Genomic DNA, 18,747 nt, shown 5'->3' with positions numbered 1-18,747 from the left:
CCCGGGCTTCATTCCCACGCGGAGCGTGGGAACGATCACTCACACGGCCAGTTTGTAAACCAGCGCTGAAATCGCCACCAGACCAACAGCCGTGACAAACACATTCGACGCCTGCCCGCGATACCGCGCCATGGCCGGCACTTTGCGAATCGCATACATCGGCATCAGGAACAGAATCGCCGCGATCACCGGACCGCCAATCGTCTCGATCATCCCCAGAATGCTTGGGTTCAGCGTCGCCACGATCCAGCAGATCACCAGCATGAGCGCAGCGACGATGCGATCAAGCGCTTTGGCCCCCGGGCGTTTGCCGCTTTTGACGATCAACCCTTTGAGACCTTCGCTGGCACCGATGTAGTGACCGAGGAACGACTTGGAGATCGCCACAAAAGCAATCAGCGGCGCCGCAAAAGCGATGGTCGGATTACTGAAATGGTTGGCCAGGTAAGACAGGATCGACAGGTTCTGCGCCTTGGCCTCAGCCAGTTGTGCCGGCGACAGTGTCAGCACGCAACTGAACACGAAGAACATCACCATCAGCACCATCAGTGCATGCGCGCGCGCGAGAATCTGCGAGCTGCGTTCTTCAGCGTGTTCGCCATAACGACGCTTCTGATCAACCGCGAACGCCGAAATGATCGGCGAGTGATTGAACGAGAACACCATCACCGTAATTGCCAGCCAAAGCGTGTGCAGCAGCGCGGCCGGCGCCGGCACTTGCGAGGCGGTGGTGAGGATGCCGCCGTTCCAGTGCGGAATCAGGTACACGGCGAGAAACAGCAGCGCAACGATGAACGGATAGACCATCAGGCTCATGGCCTTGACGATCGCCTGTTCACCGCAGCGCACCACGGCCAGCAGGCCGAGAATCAACACGAACGACAGCAGCACGCGCGGCGGCGGCGTGATGTGCAGTTGGTGTTCGAGGAAACTGGCGACCGTGTTGGTCAGGCCGACGCTGTAGATCAACAGGATCGGGAAGATAGCGAAGAAGTAGAGCAACGTGATCAACGCGCCGGCCTTGATGCCGAAATGCTGCTCGACCACCTCGGTGATATCGGCGCCTTCGCGGCCGGACAGCACAAAACGGGTCAGGCCACGGTGTGCGTAGAACGTCATCGGGAACGCCAGCAGCGCGAGGATCACCAGCGGCCAGAAGCCACCCAGCCCTGCGTTGATCGGCAAAAACAGGGTGCCGGCGCCAATTGCCGTCCCAAACAGTCCCAGCATCCAGGTGGTGTCCTGGCGATTCCAGCTCGAAAGTTCAGCAGGTGCTGCTGCGTCGAAGCGCTTTTCGAGGCTATTGGCCTGATCATTCATCCGGTCGGATCTCCGCATTCCGGTCACTTGCCACTCGGTCAGGACGCGTCGGAAAAAACCGACAGACATGCTCCGGCCGAAACAGGGGCGCGATTCTCCGTGATAAATCAACACAAGCAAAGACTTAGCTGAGGAATGGTTGTGCGGAGCAGATTGATGGGTAGTCGTTTTCAGCAATGTTTTTGCCGTTTTCAGCCACGTTAAATGTCGTTTTCCGACTCCGCTTACAAATTCCACGTAGTCCGCCTCATACACGGAATCCGACATATTCCGGACCAACCACCTACCAGAATCCCGCCGTTGATCTAGCGTGATAGAAGCCACAACCCAAGGAGGCTGTCATGCCACTGGTTCGTATCGATATCCAGCGAAACCCCGACCCCATTTTCGCCAGACGCATCGGCGAACAGATCTACGCCGCCCTGCGCACCTGTATTGATGTGCCGGAGCACGACAATTTTCAGATTCTCAACGAGCACGACAGCCAGCACTTCGTGTATGACCCTCACTACCTCGGCATCCCGCGCACCGACGGCGTGGTGTTCATCCAGATCACCATCAGCGAAGGCCGCAGCGTGGAGAAGAAACAATTGCTGTTCAAAACCATTGCTGAAAGTCTGCATGCGCAATTGGGCATCCGACTGGAGGATGTGTTCATCAATTTGCTGGAGGTAAAGAAAGAGAACTGGTCGTTCGGCAATGGCATCGCGCAATACGTCACATGAAATCTTGAACCAACTTGAAACATTATCAGCAATAACTTTCAGACTAATCCTACAAACTAGAACGCGATTAATTTAGCGACAAATTAATACAAAAAACACAGACCACTTAGTTTGTTACAAGCAGCTACCTCACTCTTGAGCCACTTTCAAATCTCTGCCTATATTTCCTGCGCTTGAACCTGAATGACCACACTCTGTATTCACGCGAACTGATAACGAGGATGACTCATGATTAAACACAACAAAATCCGATTACTGTTTGCAGCGCTGTTGATACCCACTGCGAGCGCCCAGGCCGACATCCGCGAGCTAGGCTCCTCTCCCCGCTGGCTGACCACCAAGGTGTACGTCGAAGGCGCTCCGCAGACTGACGTGAAAGAGAAATACCCTGGCGTCGTCGGAATATCGACTTGGGATCCCGAAACAAACCGCTACGAATTCTTCTATACCGACACTGGCGAATCCAAATACAAGAACGGTGGTGGCGGTTATTTCTTCGTGACCGGCGACCAGAAAAAGCATGTTCTGGTACCGGACATCGGCCCAACCAAATCTATTGTCCGACGCCTGGAGACCCTGAATAAAAACGAATTTACCTATTCTCGCGAAGTGCCTCGCGACATGATTGAAAGCAATCCACCTGTACGCATTCATGTAGTTCACGCGCCCTATACCGGAAGTGTTAAAACAAACTCAGCCATGCTGAAGTAAGTTCTGGAGCTCACTATGAAAAAGACGTTCAAGTCATTGCTGTTATCCACGGCCCTGATGTCCGCGAGCTTGCTCGCTGTCAGCAGCGCGCAAGCCACCACGGCCCCGACTAAAGAAGTCGCCACTCACAACACCATGATGCTCACGGTGTTTCTCAAGCATGATCAGTCGCGGCCGCTCGGCGAACTCAAGGCACAACTTGCCCAGCAAGGCTTTTATAAAACCTTCCCGCCAGCCGGCGTCGAAGTGGTGAGTTGGAACATCATGATGGGCATCGGGCAGGTCGTTACCGTGCGCTTCCCGGCCTCTCGACTCGCAGAAGTGAACCTGGCGCTGGAAAATACCGCGTGGGGGACCTACCGCACCGAGTTCTATCCCACCTATGATTTCAAACCGATCGCCCTGGCCGAACAGAGCAAAGCGCAAGCTGCCCAATGAGATCGCCCGCACACCGGATCACCGGTGTGCGGGTTCTTGCTTCTTGCATGAAGCCGTCCAGAATCAGAGCATCACCGCACGAATGCAACGATTGCCAAGCCGCTGCGGATTCAGCACTCTGAGCCGACGTTCGCGACCTACCCGCCGCCAATCACAGGAGCCGCGCAATGCCCGCAACCGTTCTGGTACTGGTTGAAACGATCAATGACTATCTGCCGATTCTCGAGCATCAGGGGTTCCATCTGATCCTTGCACCCACGCCCGCCGAGCGGGCGCAGGCCATCTTCACCCATGGCAGTCGCATCGACGCTGTGCTCACTCGTGGTCCGCTGGGCCTGACTGCCGACGAGATCAGCGCCCTGTCCGCCTTGAAAATCATCACGGTAATCGGCGCAGGCTATGAACAGGTCGATCTACAAGCCGCCAGCGACCGTGGCATCACTGTCACCAACGGCGCCGGGGTCAACGCCTCGTCGGTGGCCGATCATGCGATGGCGCTGCTGCTCGCGCTGGTTCGCGATATCCCGCGCTGCGATGCAGCTGTACGCCGCGGTGAATGGCCGAAAATCATGCGCCCATCGTTGGCGGGCAAACGTCTCGGAATACTCGGGCTGGGCGCAGTGGGCATGGCGGTCGCCAAGCGCGCTGAACTGGGCTTCGACATGCAGATCAGCTACCACAACCGCCAGGTGCGCAGCGACGTCCCTTATTCTTTCTGCTCGACACCGGCCGATCTGGCTCGAGCTTCGGATTTTCTGGTGGTCGCCACGCCCGGTGGCATTACAACGCAGCATCTGGTGACGCGAGCAGTGCTCGATGCGCTCGGGCCAAATGGATTCATCGTCAATATCGCAAGAGCCAGTGTGATCGCTACGACAGACCTGATCACCGCACTTGAACAACGGCGTATCGCCGGCGCCGCCCTGGATGTGTTCGATCACGAGCCGGAAGTGCCCGATGCCCTGAAAAGTCTCAGCAATGTTGTCCTGACTCCGCATGTCGCGGGACTCTCCCCTGAGGCTATACAAGGCACGGTGGAACTGGTTGGCAAGAACCTGATGGCGTTTTTCTCCGGGCAGCCGGTGCTGACGCCCGTCGCTTTGCCCCCAAGACTGAGTAACCAGCGCGTGCACTAACCGGCGCGGCCTTCCCAGGTCTGCGCCGATCCTCGCCCATTCCCAGAGTTGATTATCCGGCAACACGCTGACCTATAAGACCGACCCGCACTTGTGAGCACCCGAGCGCGCCATTAGATTAGCCAATGATGTCTGGCCTCCAAAATAAGCAGAAGGGATAAGCATGGCGCTTACTGACCAGTCCACCCGGATCCGCTCTGGCGAAGAACTTGATGCCAGCCTGATCGATCCGTATCTCAAGGCGCACATCCCGGGCCTGACCGGCAGCCCACAGATCAGCCAGTTTCCCGGCGGTGCCTCGAACCTGACTTACCTGCTCGAATACCCGGAACAGGAGTTTGTCCTGCGCCGACCGCCGTTTGGCCACAAGGCCAAATCCGCCCATGACATGGGCCGTGAATTCCGCATCCTCAATCAACTGCGCGACGGCTTCCCGTATTGCCCGAAGGCGTACGTGCACTGCACGGACGAATCGGTGATGGGCGCCGAGTTCTACGTGATGGAACGGGTCAAGGGCATCATCCTGCGCGCCGAACTGCCGCCGGAACTGGGCCTGGACTCAGCGAAGACCGAAGCACTGTGCAAAAGCTTCATCGACCGTTTCGTCGAACTCCACCGCGTTGATTACAATGCCTGCGGCCTCGGCGATCTGGGCAAGCCCGAAGGCTACGTCGCGCGGCAGATCAAAGGCTGGAGCGAGCGCTACGAAAAAGCCCTGACCCCGGATGCGCCGCACTGGGAAGCCGTGAAAGCCTGGCTTGCCGACAAGATGCCGGCCGACCACCCGACATCGAGCATCGTCCACAACGATTACCGCTTCGACAACGTCATCCTCGACCCGGACAACCCGATGCAGATCATCGGCGTGCTCGACTGGGAACTGACCACCCTCGGCGACCCGCTGATGGACCTGGGCAACACCCTCGCCTATTGGATCGAAGCGGGCGACCCGGCGCCGGTGCAGTTGATGCGCCGCCAGCCAAGCCATGCACCGGGCATGCTGACGCGCCGCGAATTCGTCGACTACTACGCCGAGCGCTCGGGCATCAGCATCGACAATTTCGATTTCTACTACACCTACGGCCTGTTTCGCCTGGCCGGCATTGTCCAGCAGATTTACTACCGTTTTTACCATGGCCAGACCCAGGACAAACGCTTCGCGCAGTTCATTCACATGAACAAACTGCTGGAGCAGATGAGCCTGCAGGTGATTCAGAAATCCAGCCTCTGATCCGGGCAATAACAAGACTTTTTACAAGGGAATCCCATGTCCAAGACTCAGTTGTTCGACCTCGACGGCAAAATCGCTTTCGTCTCTGGCGCCAGCCGTGGCATCGGCGAAGCCATCGCCAAACTGCTGGCCCAGCAAGGCGCCCACGTGATTGTTTCGAGCCGCAAGCTCGAAGGTTGCCAACACGTCGCCGACGCCATCACCGCCGCCGGCGGCAAGGCGACTGCCGTGGCCTGCCACATCGGTGAAATGGAGCAGATCAGCCAGGTCTTCGCCGGGATCAAGGAACAGTTCGGCCGCCTCGACATCCTGGTCAACAACGCCGCGACCAACCCGCAATTCTGCAACGTGCTCGACACCGATCTCGGTGCGTTCCAGAAGACCGTCGATGTGAACATTCGCGGCTACTTCTTCATGTCGGTAGAGGCCGGCAAGCTGATGCGCGAAAACGGTGGCGGCAGCATCATCAACGTCGCCTCGATCAATGGCATCTCGCCGGGGATTTTCCAGGGCATTTATTCGGTGACCAAAGCGGCGGTCATCAACATGACCAAAGTCTTCGCCAAGGAATGCGCGCAATTCGGCATCCGCTGCAACGCCCTGCTCCCCGGCCTGACCGACACCAAATTCGCCTCGGCACTGGTGAAAAACGACGCGATTCTCAAACAGGCGCTGACCCAGATCCCGCTCAAGCGCGTAGCCGACCCGAGCGAAATGGCCGGCGCGGTGCTGTACCTGGCCAGCGATGCGTCGAGTTACACCACGGGTGTGGCACTGAATGTGGATGGCGGATTCCTGTCCTGATTTCCCCGGCAAATTGCTAACCCGTGAGGGAGCGAGCCTGCTTGCGAAAGCGCCGCGTCAGTCAGCTGGTTTCGACTGATACCACGCCTTGGCGAGCAGGCTCGCTCCCACAGGGTCACTGCAGGATTCCAGGCCTCGTGGAATCGAGCAATCGCGAGTCTTATTGGGTTATGCAGCGGGTAGTCGTGATCTGGCGTGTCACCTGCCCATCCACATACATGTCCCCAACCACCTCAGTATTCTCCAGCACTTCACACCGGCGTTCCGGCGGTGGCGGCGGCGCGGCAGGCGCAGGAGGCGGCGCACTGGCACAACCGGTCAACAGCACAGCAAGAAAAGCCAACGGCAAGACGCGTTTCCCAGGATTATTCATAGGACGATCCGCGGTAATGAGAGACAAACTCCCGCAACCCAACCGGCCGCGGAAGACCTGACCACTCATTCTTTATAGCTGAGCGCCTTGTTAGCGCCAGTGGATGGAGGTGGCTGGGTGGGATTGGCGGTCGGTTTTGCGGGGATTTTTCAGCAGAAGGCTGGATTGAGATCATCGTTGCCGGCAAGGGACTCATCGCGAGCAAGCCCGCTCCCACAGAAAAGCAAAAGCAAAGCTCATCCGCGCTTCACCACTCAAAACAATGAGCGTGAGCTCGAGTACCGCTTTTGATCTTGATTTCAGAGCCCAGTAGAGGGATCGATTCCGGAGCGAAGGAACCCCGAGCCTCAGCGAGCGGGCCGAACGTCAGGGCGACGCCTTTTTGGGTACTTTTTTCTGGGCCGGCATTCCGGGCGTCTGGAAAAAGTGCCTCGCCGTAAGCTCGAAATCGTAAGTCGCAGCACCCGCAGGAACGGGTATACCCCCACCCCCCCAGAGCATGGCCAGCCCAAAGGCCGCCAAGTCCAAAAACCGCTAAGCCAGATCCGGATCTCGCGAGGAGCGCAAAGAATTGCTCTCAAGTTCATACCGCAACTCACCCACCAGCGCTTCAAGCGCCTGCGGCGTTCGCAGCGAAGCCAGATCCAGGCCACTGATCACCAGATCCACCTGCCCGGAATCCGGGTGATACAACTTGACCGTCAGCGAATGGTCACCATCGACCGAACACTCACAAGCGAGCGGCGCAAAACTGTGCTCGAGCCGAGCGCGCAACTGCGCAAGATTCATCATTGACGTTGTTCCTATGGCTGCTTCAAGGGGCGCGATCGCAAGCCCGAAATGGCTTACACCGCACCCCACCAGCCTAAGAACACAGCGCCCGCGCCAATACATGAATTTGCACCTATGCAATTAGTGCATTTGCACCCTTAGCGCTGCCCCTTGGTGCTCCACTCTCCGGAAAACAAGCCCCGCTCACGAGCCCAGACAATCGCCTCGCTGCGGCTGTGCACGTCGAGCTTCGAATACACCGTGGCCACGTGATTGCGCACGGTATTGGGCGCCAGTTTCAACCGCGCCGCGATCTCCTTGTCCGCCAGCCCTTCACAGATCAAACCCAGCACATCGCGCTCGCGCGCCGTCAGATCAGTGAACGAAGCGCTGGGCAGCTGCGGCGAATTGATTTTCTTCACGTTGGCCAGTTTTTCGATCAGCGTGCGGCTGAACCACGAAGCATCCTTCATCACCTCTTCAATTGCCGCTACCAATTCAAGCTCTGTGCGCTTGCGCTCGGTCATGTCCATCAACACCAGCAGATAGCAGGACGTGTCATGGATGTTAACCGTGTCAGCGGACACCGCGCATTCCAGCAACTCCTCGTCCTTCTTGCGCACCTGCACGTCGACGCGATCCACCCGACCGTTCTTCGCCAGGGCCGACAACAGCCGCGTGCGGGCGCCGTCATCGTGAATAAAGCTCAACTGCGTGACAGTCTTGCCGAGCACCTCGTCGCTGTCGTAAGCGAGGGTATCGAGGAACGCCTGGTTGACGTCGATGACCTCCTGCTTGTCAGCCGTACAGATCAGAATCGGCACCGGCGTCAGGCGAAACGCCTTGGCAAACCGCTCCTCACTCTGACGCAAGGCCAGTTCGACAAGGCGCCGTGGCTCCATATCGACGAAAGAGAACAACATGCAATTCTCGTCATTGAGCAGCAACGGTTGCCCGGCGACGATCACCTGTTTGCTGCCCCCGTCCGGAAGGCTCAATTGCGCCTGCATCTGCGGGATGGTCGCGACATCGCGCAAGCGCTGAATCGCCAGATCGCGCTGATCAGCCTGTTCGAAGATGTCGATTTCATAGGCTGAGGTGCCAATCACCTGATCGCGCGTATAGCCGGTCATTTCCAGAAAGCCCGGATTGACCTTGATGTAACGCAGATCGCTGAGCCGGCAGATCACCGCTGGCGCGGGGTTGGCGTTGAAGGTCTTTTCGAAACGCAGTTCGGCGTTGGCCCAGTCGGTGACGTCACTCATGATCAGCACCAGCGACTCGGGCTGCCCCACGCGGTCGGTCAGTACCATGCTGCGCACACTATGTACCCAGACATGCTCCGGATCGGCCACGGACGAGACTTCGATCAACACATCATTGAACACCTCGCAGCGCGCCACGCGGCTGATCGGGTAGTTCTCGGGCGGCAAGACATGATTGTTGCGATAGCGCAGCGTGAAGCGCTTGGCGTACTCGTCGGCGTTGGTGCCCAGATCACCGATGGTGCTGACGCCATGCATGGTCAACGCCGCTTCGTTGGCCCAAAGGATGCTTTGGTCGAGCTCCAGCAGAATCACCCCGTCCGACAGCCCGGCGATGATCTGCTGCAACTGGCGACGGTTGGTTTCGGTAGTCAGGACTTCCTGGCTCATTGGATCTCCACACTGTGATGCGGCTAGGTGATGAGTACGACCGCAGCGGCTCGGGATCGTGCGGCGCCCCTGAAATCGCCGAAAACCCTATATCGGGTGTAGAGCTCAGTGGGGTTGGGTATCGCCTGCGGCAGTGTCAATGCTGACGACCACCGACATCCCCGGACGCAGACGTTCCTCCTCGTCCTGATCCGGGTCGATGGTGATGCGTACCGGCACGCGCTGAGCGATCTTGACGAAATTGCCAGTGGCATTGTCGGCCTGAAGCAAGGCGAATTCCGAACCGGTGCCCGGCGAAATATGCTGCACATGCCCGGTGAATCTGCGGTGGTTCAAGGCGTCGACGGTGAAGCGCACCGGCTGCCCGACACGCACGTTGGCCATCTGCGTTTCCTTCATGTTGGCGATCACCCATTTCTGATCCGGCACCAATGCCATCAACTGCGCGCCGGAGTTGACGTAGGCGCCGAGGCGCACGCCGATCTGCCCGAGCTGGCCGTCGCGCGGGGCGACGATGCGCGTGTTCGACAGGTCGATCCGCGCCAGTTGCACCGCCGCTTCCGCGCTGGCCACGGCGGCCTCCAGCGAGCCGCGATTGACGATCACCGTTTGCAGATCCTGGCGGGCAATTTCCAGATTGGCCTTGGCCTGCGCCACCGCCGCCGTGCTCTGCGCATTGGCAGCGAGGGTCACGTCGAACTCGCGTTTGGACACCGAACCGTCGCGCACCAGTTCCTGATTACGCCGCAGATCGGCCTCGCTCTTGCGCAACTGCGCCTGGCTGTCGGCCAATACCGCCTGGCGCAATTTGATCGTTGCCTCGGCGCTGTTGCGCTGCTGCACGACGTTGGCCAACCCGGCCTTTTGCACCGCCAGTTGCGCCAGGGACTGGTCGAGGCGTTGCTGATAAATGCGGTCGTCCAGACGCACCAGCAGATCCCCGGCCTTGACGTACTGGAAGTCCTGCACCGGCACCTCGAATACATAACCGCTGAGCTGTGGGCCAATAATCGTCACCTGCCCGCGAATCAAGGCGTTTTCAGTGGTTTCCACAGCGCTGCTGAACGGCGGCAATTGCCAGGCATACAACACGATCAGCACGCCAACGATAGCGATCGCGGCAAAGCCCAGCGAAGAAATGATCCGCACCCGTAGCGAACGTGGTGCGGTGTTGGCTGATGCAGGCGGCGCCTCCCCTTCAGGTGTGGCGGCGATGGCGTTGGTGGTTGTGGTGGTCGGTTCGGTCATGAAGAAGTGGCACCGCTGGGTGGTACGGAAGGTGTCGGCTCAATGGCTTTGGTGGTGCTCACCAGCCACAACGCACGAATCGAAAGCCAGATCATGGTCAGGACGGCAATGACCGCAATCAGCATGAAGACATCGTTATAGGCCAGCACGTTCGCTTCGCGTGTCGCCGCATTGGCGAGGCTGCGAATGCCGGCCAGATTGCGCAGGCTCGGGTCGGCGAGCAACGAACCGAAGGCCGAGCCGCCGCTCTGCACCCGCGCGGCCACCAACGGGTCGGACATCACCAGATGATCGACGATGTGGCTGGAATGGTACTTCTCCCGCACGATCTGAAAAGTGCCGAGCAACGCCGCGCCGAGCAGTCCGCCGAGGTTGTTGCAGATCCCGAACAGTACGGAAAAACTCACCAGGTTGCGCGGATTGGTCAGCACGTTGCGCGTGCCGAAGACCATGGTCGGGCCGAGAAAAAACGTACTGCCGAACGCCAGCAGGAACTGGCTGAAATACATGTTGGCGGGACGGGTCAGGTTGTTGGAAAAGCTGTCCATCACCGAACCGGTGGCCATCAGCGCCAGCGAGATGATCAACGGCATCAACAAGTGTTTCGGGTCGATGGTCAGCGCGCTGGTGGCAAGCCCGGCAATGCTGCCGATCAGCATCACCACGTACAGACTGTGCAACTGCTCATAGCCCATATTGAGGTTCTGCATGAAGCCAACCGCGCCGGTCGATTGCTCCGAGGTGACCATGCGAATCAGGGTCACCGCCAGCGCCAGGCGGATCATCGTTCCGCTGCCGAGCCAGCGGGTCATCAGCATCGGGTTACTGCGGTTGTGCTCGATGGCCAGCCCCATGATGATCAGCGCGATCGAGCACGCCAGCGCCACGCCGATCCAGTCCGCCTCCAGCCACCAGTCGATCCGCCCCAGCGACAGCACTGCGCACAACAATGCCACCCCGGTGGCGAGGATGGCGAAGGTCAGGAAGTCGAGTTTTTCAAAGGTCTTGAAGCGGTCACCGGGCGGAAGCTTCAGCAGCAAGACACAGCCCAGTGACAGCAGGGCCATGCCCAGTTCGAACAGGTACAAGCCGCGCCATTCGGCGATCTGCAACAGGTCTTCAGAGAACAACCGCGCCAGCGGTAACGCCAATTGCGAAGTGCCGAGGCCGAGCACCAACGCTTTGAGCCGCCACTTTGCCGGGAACGCCTGGACCATGTAATACAAACCCAGCGAACTCAACGCGGCACCGACCATGCCGTGGGCAGCACGCACCGCCACCGCAGAATTCAGATCGTTGACGAACAAATGGCCGAAGGTCACCAGCGCGTAGAGCACCAGGAATACCTCGGTGAACGCCCGCAACCCGAACTGCTGGCGAAACTTCACCAGCAGCAGGTTCATCGACACGTTGGTCATCACGTACGCCGCCGGCAGCCAGGCCATTTCCGCTGTGGTCGCGCCGAGCGAGCCTTGCAGATAAGGCAGGTTGGCTACCACCAGTGAATTCCCCAGCCCACCGGTTACCGCCACCAGCACACCAACCGCCGCGTAGGCCAGGCGCTTGGGCGTGGAGTGCAGCGGCGTCGAAGGAGAACCGGGCAGGCTGGGCTTTTCGTGGGGCTGCCAGTTGCGCGGGGCGTATTTATCCATGGTTCGGCCTGGTGCTGGGGGTGGAGGAAGTTTGCCGCAATTTCACGAGCAACACACACTCCATGGCATTGAAAATACCCCTGCGGGAGCGGGCTTGCTCGCGAAGGCGTCAGGTCATACGACTCGTCTATGGCTGACATACCGCTTTCGCAAGCATGCCCGCTCCCACAGGGTTTCGTACGCGGCTCGCATATCAGCGAGTGCCGGGTCTTGCCGTAAAAGGTCACGTCTGTAAGAGAACGCGCCGATTTGCAGGGTCGTCGTATAACTTCCAGTTGACATTCCCTGTAAATCTGGGAAATATCCGCATCGATGTTGTACGACGACGTATGACAAATAATAAAAACAACAACGATCCAGGGAGCATCACAGTGAGCCCACTCGCCCGCAATTCCGTCCGCCCTTCACGTTTTGCCAGTTTCAAGCCGCGTTCGACCCTCAGCCTGCTCGGCTGCAGCAGCCTCGCCCTGGCCTTGCCGATGAGCGCCGGTGCTGAAGGCTTTCTGGAAGACAGCAAAGCCACGCTGAACCTGCGCAACGCCTACTTCAATCGTAACTTCGTCAACCCGGCCAACCCGCAAGGCAAGGCAGAAGAGTGGACACAGAGCTTCATCCTCGACGCCAAATCCGGCTTCACTCAAGGCACGGTCGGCTTCGGCCTGGACATCCTTGGCATGTACTCGCAGAAGCTCGATGGCGGTAAAGGCACCGGTGGCACGCAGTTGTTGCCGATCCACGATGACGGCCGCCCGGCCGACAACTTCGGTCGACTCGGCGTGGCGCTGAAAGCCAAGGTGTCGAAGACCGAACTGAAAGTCGGTGAATGGATGCCGGTGTTGCCGATCCTGCGCTCCGACGATGGCCGCTCCCTGCCGCAGACCTTCCGCGGCGGCCAGATCACGTCCACCGAAATCAACGGCCTGACCGTTTACGGCGGCCAGTTCCGTGGCAACAGCCCGCGCAACGACGCGAGCATGGAAGACATGTCGATGAACGGCCGCGGTGCATTCACCTCCGATCGCTTCAACTTCGGCGGTGGCGAATACAGCTTCAACGAAAAACGCACCATGGTCGGTGTGTGGTACGCCGAGCTGACTGATATCTATCAGCAGCAGTATTTCAACCTCAGCCACAGCCAGCCGATGGGCGACTGGACTCTTGGCGCCAACCTCGGGTTCTTCACTGGCAAGGAAGACGGCAGCGCCCAGGCCGGCGACCTCGATAACAAGACCGCATTTGCCCTGCTCTCGGCCAAATACGGTGGCAACACTTTCTACGTCGGCCTGCAGAAACTCACCGGCGATGATGCCTGGATGCGTGTTAACGGCACCAGCGGTGGCACCCTGGCCAACGACAGCTACAACGCCAGTTATGACAACGCCAAGGAGCGCTCCTGGCAGTTGCGTCACGACTACAACTTTGCCGCACTCGGGGTGCCTGGCCTGACCCTGATGAACCGCTACATCAGCGGTGATAACGTGCACACCGCCACCACCGATGACGGCAAGGAATGGGGCCGCGAATCGGAACTGGCCTACACAGTGCAGAGTGGGCCGCTGAAAAGCCTCAACGTGAAATGGCGTAATGCGACGATTCGCCGGGACTTCAGCACCAACGAATTTGACGAGAACCGGATCTTCATCAGCTATCCGATTTCGCTGTTGTAACGAGTGGGAAAATCGCGCATATCCCTATGGGAGCGGGCTTGCTCGCGAAAAGCGGCGTGTCAGTCATGAATGTGTTCACTGATACGCCGCATTCGCGAGCAAGCCCGCTCCCACAGGAGAATCGCATTGCAGCGGAGTCGACGACGGAAATTGAATCGCCCCTTCCGTCATCTACACCAAAAGTCGCGTTGACAAGATCCGGAAACCCTACCGATACTTCAGCGCAGTCATACGACAACCTACAACAAACCTAATAACAATGTGTTCAGGTATTGCCATGACGTCTACTTCTACCCCCCGCGCTCCTTTCAATCGCCTGCTGCTGACCGGTGCCGCCGGAGGCCTGGGCAAAGTCCTGCGCGAACGCCTGCGCCCTTACGCCAACGTGTTGCGCCTGTCCGACATCGCCGCACTCACCCCGGCCGTGGATGAACACGAAGAAGTCGTGCTCTGCGACCTCGCCGACAAGCAAGCCGTGCATCAACTGGTCGAAGGCGTCGATGCGATCCTGCACTTCGGCGGCGTTTCGGTGGAGCGTCCGTTTGAAGAAATTCTGGGCGCCAACATCAGCGGCGTCTTCCACATTTACGAGGCCGCACGCCGCCATGGCGTCAAGCGCGTGATCTTCGCCAGCTCCAACCACGTCATTGGTTTCTACAAGCAGGACGAGAAGCTCGACGCCACGTCTCCACGCCGCCCCGACGGTTACTACGGCTTGTCCAAGTCCTACGGCGAAGACATGGCCAGTTTCTACTTCGACCGCTACGGCATCGAGACTGTCAGCATCCGCATCGGCTCTTCGTTCCCCGAGCCGCAGAACCGCCGGATGATGCACACCTGGCTGAGCTTCGACGACCTCACGCAACTGCTCGAACGCTCGCTGTACACACCGAATGTCGGCCACACCGTGGTCTATGGCATGTCCGCCAACAAAGACGTCTGGTGGGACAACCGCTACGCCAACCACCTCGGTTTCGAAGCCAAGGACACCTCCGAGGTGTTCCGCGACAAGGTCGAAGCGCAGCCGATGCCGGCCGACGATGATCCGGCGCGGATCTACCAGGGCGGCGCCTTTGTTGCAGCAGGGCCTTTTGGCGATTGACCGCTCGACTTGATCCCCCTCCAATAAAAACCATGGGAATGAGTATGCAAGCCGAATTGATCGTCGACGCCCGCAATGCGGTCGGTGAAAGCCCGGTCTGGGTGCCGCAGGAAAACGCGCTGTACTGGGTGGATATCCCCAACGGCGGACTGCAACGCTGGAGCGCCGACACCGGGCATGTTGCGTCGTGGAAAGCCCCGCAAATGCTCGCCTGCATCACGCCCCACCGCAGCGGTGGCTGGGTGGCCGGCCTGGAAAGCGGCTTCTTTCGCCTGCACCCGCACAGTGATGGCAGCCTCGACAGCGAATTGCTTGCAACCGTCGAGCACAGTCGCCCCGACATGCGCCTGAACGATGGCCGCTGCGACCGTCAGGGGCGTTTCTGGGCCGGCAGCATGGTGCTGAACATGGGCCTCAACGCGCCTGAAGGCCGGCTCTATCGCTACAGCGCTGGCCAGTCCGGCGTGATCGAAGCGCAACTCGACGGCTTCATCGTGCCCAACGGCCTCGGCTTCAGCCCTGACGGCAAAACCATGTACCTGTCGGATTCGCACCCCAACGTGCAACTGATCTGGGCTTTCGATTACGACAGCGAAACCGGCACGCCATCGAATCGCCGAATCTTCGTCGACATGAATCATTTCCCCGGCCGCCCCGATGGCGCCGCCGTGGATGCCGAAGGTTGCTATTGGATCTGCGCCAACGACGCGGGACTGATCCACCGCTTCGCCCCGGACGGGAGCCTGGATTTTTCACTGCAAGTGCCGGTAAAGAAACCGACCATGTGTGCCTTCGGCGGCAGCGACATGAGCACCCTGTTCGTCGCCTCGATTCGCCCCGGCGACGACCATGATCCGCAATCCCTGGCCGGCGGCGTGTTCGCCCTGAAGCCTGGCGTCAAGGGCCTCGCCGAACCGCAATTCAACGATTTGCTTTAGACCCTCTGCTGCACCGCTGCGCCCTGAACACAAAAATAACAAGACTGGAGACTCACCCCCATGAACTTCAAACGCACCTTGCTCGCCGCTGCACTCCCGCTGATGTTCACCTTTGCTGGTGGCGCTCAGGCAGAAATGAAACTCAAATTTGCTGACATTCACCCCGCCGGTTATCCAACCGTAGTGGCCGAAAAATCCATGGGCGATACCCTGACCAAGGAAACCAACGGCGAGCTGACGTTCCAATACTTCCCGGGCGGCGTGCTGGGTTCGGAAAAGGAAGTCATCGAGCAGATGCAGGTCGGTGCTGTCCAGTTGTCGCGCGTCAGCCTGGGGATCGTCGGCCCGGTGGTGCCGGACGTGAACGTGTTCAACATGCCGTTCATTTTCCGCGATCAGCAACACATGCGTAACGTCATCGATGGCCCGGTGGGCGACGAGATCCTCGATAAAATCACCAACTCCGAATTCGGCCTGGTGGCTCTTGCGTGGATGGACGGCGGCACGCGCAACATCTACACCAAAAAACCAGTGCGCAAGCTCGAAGACCTCAAGGGCATGAAAATCCGTGTGCAGGGCAACCCGATGTTCATCGACATGATGAACGCCATGGGCGGTAACGGCATTGCCATGGACACTGGCGAGATCTTCAGCGCCCTGCAGACCGGCGTGATCGACGGCGCGGAAAACAACCCGCCGACCCTGCTCGAACACAACCACTTCCAGAACGCCAAGTTCTACAGCCTGACCGGTCACCTGATCCTGCCAGAGCCGATCGTGATGTCGAAAATCACCTGGGAAAAACTCACCCCGGATCAGCAGACCCTGGTCAAGAAAGCCGCCAAGGCTGCCCAGGCTGAAGAACGCGTGTTGTGGGACAAGAAGTCCGCTGCCAGTGAAGAAAAGCTCAAGGCCGCCGGTGTCGAGTTCATCGAAGTCGACAAGAAACCCTTCTACGACGCCACCGCTCCAGTACGGGAAAAATACGGCGCGAAATACGCCGACCTGATCAAGAAAATCGAAGCCGTTCAGTAACGCCCCCCGCTCGTACTTTTGAAAAAGGCCCGGCGCACCTGATGACTCAGGCGCGCCCGGTTACGGTGGAACCCGATGAAGAATTTGCTGCTGCGTATCAACGACAAGATCTACATGACGTGCATCTGGGTCGCCGGCCTTTCCGTCCTGGCGATTTCCCTGATGATTCCCTGGGGCGTGTTCGCCCGCTACGTGCTCGGCACTGGCTCGAGCTGGCCTGAGCCCACGGCGATTCTGCTGATGATGGTGTTCACCTTCATCGGTGCTGCCGCCAGTTACCGCGCCGGTGCGCACATGGCCGTGGCCATGCTCACCGACCGTATGCCAGCGCAGCTGAAATCCGCAGCGGCGATTTTCTCCCAACTGCTGATGGCGGCAATCTGCATCTTCATGACCATTTGGGGCGCCAAGTTGTGCATGTCCACCTGGAACCAGTTCATGGCCGCCCTGCCCGATCTGCGGGTTGGCGTGACCTACCTGCCGATTCCGCTGGGCGGCTTGCTGACGCTGATTTTCGTCCTGGAAAAACTCCTGCTCGGTGACCAGAGCAAACGTCGGGTCGTGCAGTTCGACCTGGTTGAAGAAAGTGAAGGTGCCGTTTAATGGACGCTCTGATTCTGCTGGGCAGTTTTATCGTGTTGATCCTGGTTGGCATGCCCGTCGCCTACGCGTTGGGCGCCGCCGCGCTGATCGGTGCATGGTGGATCGACATTCCATTCCAGGCGGTGATGATCCAGGTTGCCTCGGGGGTAAACAAATTCTCGCTGCTGGCCATTCCGTTCTTCGTACTGGCCGGTGCGATCATGGCCGAGGGCGGCATGTCCCGCCGTCTGGTGGCGTGTGCCGGAGTGCTGGTCGGTTTCGTGCGCGGTGGCCTGTCACTGGTCAACATTGTCGCGTCAACCTTCTTCGGTGCGATCTCCGGTTCGTCCGTAGCCGATACCGCTTCGGTGGGTTCGGTATTGATTCCGGAAATGGAACGCAAGGGTTATCCGCGGGAGTTCTCCACCGCCGTGACCGTCAGCGGTTCGGTGCAAGCCCTGCTGACGCCGCCAAGCCATAACTCGGTGCTCTACTCGCTGGCTGCCGGCGGTACGGTGTCGATTGCTTCGCTGTTCATGGCCGGCATTGTCCCGGGCTTGATGATGAGCGCGTGCCTGATGGTGCTGTGCCTGATCTTCGCGAAAAAGCGCAACTACCCCAAGGGCGAAGTGATCCCGATGCGCCAGGCGCTGAAAATCGTCGGTGAAGCGCTGTGGGGCATGATGGCCATGGTGATCATTCTTGGCGGCATCCTCTCGGGGATTTTCACTGCCACTGAATCGGCAGCCATCGCGGTGCTGTGGTCGTTCTTCGTGACCATGTTCATTTATCGCGATTACAAATGGAGCGAGCTGCCCAAGCTGATGCACCGCACGGTGCGGACGATTTCCATCGTAATGATCCTGATCGGTTTCGCTGCTAGCTTCGGCTACGTCATGACCCTGATGCAGATCCCGGCGAAGATCACCACGCTGTTTCTGACCCTGTCGGACAACCGTTACGTGATCCTGATGTGCATCAACGTCATGCTGCTGTTGCTGGGCACGGTGATGGACATGGCGCCGCTGATCCTGATCCTTACACCGATCCTGATGCCGGTGATTCTGGGGATCGGAGTCGACCCGGTGCAGTTCGGCATGATCATGCTGGTCAATCTGGGGATCGGATTGATAACACCGCCGGTGGGAGCCGTGCTCTTCGTCGGTTCGGCGATCGGCAAAGTCAGCATCGAAAGCACCGTCAAAGCGCTGCTGCCGTTCTACGCCGTGCTGTTCATGGTGCTGCTGCTCGTCACCTACGTGCCGGCCATTTCGCTGTGGCTGCCGCACCTGGTGTTGTAAACCGCTGAAAAGATCGCAGCCTCCGGCAGCCCTACAGAACCGCAATCTGTTGTAGGAG

At 59.1% G+C, this 18,747-nt stretch carries 17 protein-coding genes; 12 read left to right on the top strand and 5 right to left on the bottom strand.

Annotated features, from left to right (window positions below; translation table 11 throughout):
* Positions 1 to 39: 39 nt before the first annotated feature.
* Positions 40 to 1,320 carry an HAAAP family serine/threonine permease gene (locus ACP7D9_RS01485; protein WP_426155231.1) on the bottom strand — a complete coding sequence of 427 codons (1,281 nt, stop codon included), beginning with the start codon at positions 1,318 to 1,320 and terminating at the stop codon, positions 40 to 42.
* A gap of 341 nt (positions 1,321 to 1,661) precedes the next feature.
* Between ACP7D9_RS01485 and ACP7D9_RS01480 the strand changes: the two genes are divergently transcribed.
* The 6 genes from ACP7D9_RS01480 to ACP7D9_RS01455 all read left to right on the top strand — a co-directional run bounded on the left by ACP7D9_RS01480 (position 1,662) and on the right by ACP7D9_RS01455 (position 6,365).
* Positions 1,662 to 2,045, top strand: a complete 384-nt coding sequence (locus tag ACP7D9_RS01480) for a tautomerase family protein (RefSeq protein ID WP_426155229.1) — start codon at positions 1,662 to 1,664, stop codon at positions 2,043 to 2,045.
* Positions 2,046 to 2,273: 228 nt separating this feature from the next.
* Positions 2,274 to 2,756, top strand: coding sequence for a DUF4822 domain-containing protein (locus ACP7D9_RS01475; RefSeq protein WP_426155227.1), 483 nt, complete (start codon positions 2,274 to 2,276; stop codon positions 2,754 to 2,756).
* Positions 2,757 to 2,771: 15 nt separating this feature from the next.
* Positions 2,772 to 3,194 (top strand): hypothetical protein, encoded by a 423-nt coding sequence (locus tag ACP7D9_RS01470; RefSeq protein WP_426155225.1) that lies wholly within the window; start codon positions 2,772 to 2,774, stop codon positions 3,192 to 3,194.
* 167 nt (positions 3,195 to 3,361) lie between these two features.
* A complete protein-coding gene (locus ACP7D9_RS01465; protein WP_426155223.1) occupies positions 3,362 to 4,330 on the top strand; it encodes a 2-hydroxyacid dehydrogenase in 969 nt (322 codons plus the stop codon).
* A 163-nt stretch (positions 4,331 to 4,493) separates the two neighbouring features.
* Positions 4,494 to 5,561, top strand: a complete 1,068-nt coding sequence (locus ACP7D9_RS01460; protein ID WP_101155241.1) for a phosphotransferase family protein — start codon at positions 4,494 to 4,496, stop codon at positions 5,559 to 5,561.
* A 36-nt stretch (positions 5,562 to 5,597) separates the two neighbouring features.
* Positions 5,598 to 6,365 carry an SDR family oxidoreductase gene (locus tag ACP7D9_RS01455; RefSeq protein ID WP_024013283.1) on the top strand — a complete coding sequence of 256 codons (768 nt, stop codon included), beginning with the start codon at positions 5,598 to 5,600 and terminating at the stop codon, positions 6,363 to 6,365.
* A gap of 907 nt (positions 6,366 to 7,272) precedes the next feature.
* Here the strand turns inward: ACP7D9_RS01455 and ACP7D9_RS01450 are convergent.
* From ACP7D9_RS01450 to ACP7D9_RS01435, 4 genes are all read right to left on the bottom strand, one after another.
* Positions 7,273 to 7,530: a DUF1652 domain-containing protein gene (locus tag ACP7D9_RS01450; RefSeq protein WP_101155245.1), complete on the bottom strand. Its 258-nt coding sequence runs from the start codon at positions 7,528 to 7,530 to the stop codon at positions 7,273 to 7,275.
* Positions 7,531 to 7,667: 137 nt separating this feature from the next.
* Complete coding sequence (locus tag ACP7D9_RS01445; RefSeq protein ID WP_426155221.1) at positions 7,668 to 9,164, bottom strand: helix-turn-helix transcriptional regulator; 1,497 nt, start codon at positions 9,162 to 9,164, stop codon at positions 7,668 to 7,670.
* A 105-nt stretch (positions 9,165 to 9,269) separates the two neighbouring features.
* The gene (locus ACP7D9_RS01440; RefSeq protein WP_426155219.1) at positions 9,270 to 10,412 is read right to left on the bottom strand and encodes an HlyD family secretion protein; all 1,143 of its coding nucleotides are present in this window, start codon (positions 10,410 to 10,412) and stop codon (positions 9,270 to 9,272) included.
* Positions 10,409 to 12,064, bottom strand: a complete 1,656-nt coding sequence (locus ACP7D9_RS01435; protein ID WP_101155250.1) for an MFS transporter — start codon at positions 12,062 to 12,064, stop codon at positions 10,409 to 10,411. The genes ACP7D9_RS01440 and ACP7D9_RS01435 overlap by 4 nt, the downstream gene beginning before the upstream one ends.
* 371 nt (positions 12,065 to 12,435) lie before the next feature.
* On the opposite strand from ACP7D9_RS01435, the gene ACP7D9_RS01430 reads away from it, so the two are divergent.
* The 6 genes from ACP7D9_RS01430 (at position 12,436) to ACP7D9_RS01405 (ending at position 18,689) form a co-directional block, all read left to right on the top strand.
* Positions 12,436 to 13,731: an OprD family porin gene (locus ACP7D9_RS01430; protein WP_101155252.1), complete on the top strand. Its 1,296-nt coding sequence runs from the start codon at positions 12,436 to 12,438 to the stop codon at positions 13,729 to 13,731.
* Between the two features lie 277 nt (positions 13,732 to 14,008).
* Complete coding sequence (locus ACP7D9_RS01425; RefSeq protein ID WP_426155217.1) at positions 14,009 to 14,833, top strand: NAD-dependent epimerase/dehydratase family protein; 825 nt, start codon at positions 14,009 to 14,011, stop codon at positions 14,831 to 14,833.
* 44 nt (positions 14,834 to 14,877) lie between these two features.
* Complete coding sequence (locus ACP7D9_RS01420) at positions 14,878 to 15,771, top strand: SMP-30/gluconolactonase/LRE family protein (RefSeq protein WP_313004952.1); 894 nt, start codon at positions 14,878 to 14,880, stop codon at positions 15,769 to 15,771.
* Positions 15,772 to 15,831: 60 nt separating this feature from the next.
* Entirely contained in the window at positions 15,832 to 16,806 is a 975-nt protein-coding gene (locus ACP7D9_RS01415; protein ID WP_101155258.1) for a TRAP transporter substrate-binding protein, read from the top strand.
* Between the two features lie 75 nt (positions 16,807 to 16,881).
* The gene (locus ACP7D9_RS01410) at positions 16,882 to 17,409 is read left to right on the top strand and encodes a TRAP transporter small permease (protein ID WP_101155260.1); all 528 of its coding nucleotides are present in this window, start codon (positions 16,882 to 16,884) and stop codon (positions 17,407 to 17,409) included.
* On the top strand, positions 17,409 to 18,689 hold the full coding sequence (locus ACP7D9_RS01405) for a TRAP transporter large permease (RefSeq protein ID WP_394503466.1): 1,281 nt from the start codon (positions 17,409 to 17,411) through the stop codon (positions 18,687 to 18,689). The genes ACP7D9_RS01410 and ACP7D9_RS01405 overlap by 1 nt, the downstream gene beginning before the upstream one ends.
* The last annotated feature ends 58 nt before the right edge of the window (positions 18,690 to 18,747 follow it).

Origin of the sequence: Pseudomonas sp. TSRC2-2 (assembly GCF_049897785.1) — a bacterium.
GTDB lineage: Bacteria > Pseudomonadota > Gammaproteobacteria > Pseudomonadales > Pseudomonadaceae > Aquipseudomonas.
This window is presented reverse-complemented; position numbering and strand designations above follow the sequence as displayed.